Raw genomic sequence first — 3240 nt, 5'->3', positions numbered from 1 at the left:
TAAGTCTAAGTGGTTTAATATCTTCGTATACAAATGCTTCAGAAAACAAGTGTCAATCTGATAATATAAATCAAAATCTAAACTGTTTTTTAAAAAATAATGACTTTCTAGAAAATGAATTGATTAATAAAGGGAATAATAGAGAAAAAGATGTTAAAAAATGGGAGAAAGAAATTTCTAATAAGTGTGAAGGTTATTTAAATTATGGTTTAGGTGAAGGTCCTGCTTTGGCTCGTGAATCTTGTTATAATCAAGAATATAAAAGCAGATTAGGTAATTTAAGTCACTCAAAGAAAAATATTGAAAGACCGAAAAATTTGAAAAATAATGATGGTTTTTATATAACACCACTTCCTTATAATTCTAATAATCATATTAACTGTATTTTATTAGAAGAAAAAAATAGTTGTAGTCAAATAAATTTAATTAATAGTGCTAATCTTATTAAGGTTTATAATTTTATTAATCCAAGTTATGGTGATTCAGTTATTTTTCCAGAAACAAATAATGGTGTGTTATTAATTGCTTCGCCTTCTATAAGTGAAAATGAAAGCCCAGAAATAAATCTTATGACGGTTAATAAGTTTGGCTTAGTTAAGAGTATTACATTGGATGTTTCTAAAAATATTTTAATTAACCAAAACTATGAAGTTTTTTATAAAGAATCTGGCCAAAATCACAAGCTGAGATTAAATGAAGAGGGTAGATTTGTTAAGTAATTTATTTTATATATAGATAATATTTTAAAAGCTTGAATCTGAAAAGTTGCTGGAATGTTATTTTATAATATCAAAAGAATTTGGGTTTGAAGGTTTAGTTTTAAAAAAAACCTCATGTATAAAGGATCTATTTAAAAATGAAAAATACATCTGTAAGCTTAACTGTGCTTATAATTTTATCAATTTTAGGATGTTCAAGTAATACGTCTGTAGCAAAAGATATAAATAAAATCGATGTCAAAAGCTGTTCAATTGATTTTGATGAAGTAGATTTTTGTACCAAAGAAAGATTAAAAGATTATAATAATATATTAAAAAATAAAGTATTAAATTTTAATAAAAATAAGTTTCTAATGAGTTTTAAAGAAAGTATTTGTATTTTACTGTTATCGATTTGGATGTAAAAAAGGTTTTTACATTTCCAGCATCATTAAGCGTGATGTCAAATATTAAACCTATAGAGTTTTCATCAGATAAAGATTTATTTTACTTAAAAGTTATACTGGTTTGATAAATAAAATTACCGGTTTTTTCGAAATATTTCTCTAAATGTGCTGAAAGAAATCCAGTGAAAAAATGTGAGCAGTTTGAGAGGTCAAATAATCAGACATATTCTTTATCTGAGTTAAAGAAAATATCTCCTGATCTTGTGAGTATATTTGATAATAATAAAATAGATTCATTGAATGCAGATACTTTTAGGTTTCTACCTGAATTTAAAGGTAGCTTTTATACTATTGCTGAAAAATATATAGATACAGAAAATAAATCTAGTTTTGAATTCTATCTAATCAAAATAAGACCTGAGCTGGTGGTAGTGAAAATAGGTGATTATTACTCAATTGATAGCTCTGGAGTGATTAGTTATTAAAATGAGAATGAAAAGCTATTAAAGAAAAATTTAAAATAAGAATAGTGTAATATACCCTATCCAAGTTGGGATATATCTTTTAAAATAAAAAATTAATGGTAATGGGTTTAAAATAATAAGGAATTTGAAATGAAATTTTTGAAAAAAGTAATGATATTTTCTATTGGTTTAGTAATATCAAGTAGTCCGTCAGTCGCCAAAGAAATCAATAAAATAGAGAAAAATATTAGAGTAATTAAATATCCTATATCATCAAATTTTTATTCAGAATGTAGAGAAAATAAATCTGAAAAAGAATGCAAAAAAATAAGTGATATAAAAGATTATTCTTATAAATCAACGAAAATTTTAAAAGAACTCCCAGTTGAAGGGAGGTTTTTGTCAGATGGTAAAATAAAAGATCTTAATGTAGATAATTTTAGATTTATATCTAAAGGTAATGATATAGTTTACTCTATAGCTGAAAAATATGTAGATACAGATGAAGAGGCTAAATCAGAATTTTATTTGATTAAAATTAAGCCAAAACTAGAAATAGAAAAAATAGGTTATTATTACTCAATTGATAGCTCCGGGATAATTAGTTATAAAGATGAGTATGAAAAATTATTAAAGAAAAATTTAAAATAAAAATATGTGATATACCTCCTCTAAGTTGGGGTGTATTATTTAAAAAATAAAAAATTGATAGTAATTGGTTTAAACTAATAGGAAGTTTGAAGTGAAATTTTTGGAAACAGTAATAATATTTTCTATTGGTTTGTTAGTATCAAATTGTGGATTTTCTAAAGAAAATAATCAAAATTTTGAAAGTGATAAGAAGAACGTTTCTAATGATTTTGTTACAAAAGATAAAGTTTTAAAGTGTAACTTTGACCATAGTTTTATTGATTTTTGTTCAGATAATTATTTAAAGCTTTATAATAATTCATTGAGAAAAAAAGCAAACTTTGCCCAAAATAAAGTTGCTTTAGTAATTGATAAAGAAAGAGATACTGGAAAAGGTGCACCTAGAAAAGTTAAATACTTTGTCGTATTAGATCCAACAACGAAAAGAGTATATCCATTAGGACAATCTGTTGGTTATTTTGTTAATAATAGATTAGAAGAGATCATAAATGAGCCTCCTCGTATTAAATTTAGTCAAAATAATAATCAAATTTGTCTATCAGGTACAACATTTTCGTATCAAGATAATAATATAAATGTTGAGAATGAATGTTATACATTCAATCCAAATGATAAAGATTTTTTTAAAAAAGTACAGAAACAAAAAAATATAAAATATAAAAATAGCAATTTTCCCATTACATTTGAAAAGAAAAAATTTATGTGTAATGGAGTGAAGTGTAAAGAAAATACACTCACAAATGATAGGTTAAAAGAAATATCAAATAATGATAAAAATAGTGAACTTCGATTTCTTGTAAATGAAAGAGGATTTGATACAACCTATATTAATGCTTCTGCTGGTAGTAAGATTTTATATGTTTTAAAATATAGTGAGGGTGATAGTGAGCAAGAAAATATATATTTATCCTATTTTTTAGATGGTCTATTTAAAACTAAGGCATTAGGTGAAGTTAAATCATTTAAAATAGATAGTAGTCAGAATGTATATTTTAATGGTAATAAATTAATCTTAAATTA

5 protein-coding genes are annotated in these 3240 nt (G+C 24.2%); all 5 read left to right on the top strand.

Annotated elements, in window-relative coordinates; genetic code table 11:
• The coding region (locus J502_RS15710) for a hypothetical protein (RefSeq protein ID WP_034685138.1) at positions 1-719 on the top strand (719 nt) is incomplete at its 5' end.
• Between the two features lie 137 nt (positions 720-856).
• Positions 857-1123: a hypothetical protein gene (locus tag J502_RS17330; protein WP_502322090.1), complete on the top strand. Its 267-nt coding sequence runs from the start codon at positions 857-859 to the stop codon at positions 1121-1123.
• A 164-nt stretch (positions 1124-1287) separates the two neighbouring features.
• Complete coding sequence (locus J502_RS17325) at positions 1288-1590, top strand: hypothetical protein (RefSeq protein WP_410169871.1); 303 nt, start codon at positions 1288-1290, stop codon at positions 1588-1590.
• Positions 1591-1719: 129 nt separating this feature from the next.
• Complete coding sequence (locus tag J502_RS15700) at positions 1720-2220, top strand: hypothetical protein (protein WP_005017317.1); 501 nt, start codon at positions 1720-1722, stop codon at positions 2218-2220.
• A 91-nt stretch (positions 2221-2311) separates the two neighbouring features.
• The coding region (locus J502_RS15695) for a hypothetical protein (protein ID WP_005017314.1) at positions 2312-3240 on the top strand (929 nt) is incomplete at its 3' end.

Source organism: Acinetobacter sp. 1294596, assembly GCF_000582925.1.
Taxonomy (GTDB): Bacteria; Pseudomonadota; Gammaproteobacteria; order Pseudomonadales; family Moraxellaceae; genus Acinetobacter; species Acinetobacter radioresistens.
Note: the sequence above shows the minus strand (reverse complement) of the source record. Positions and strands in the feature narration are given on the sequence as shown.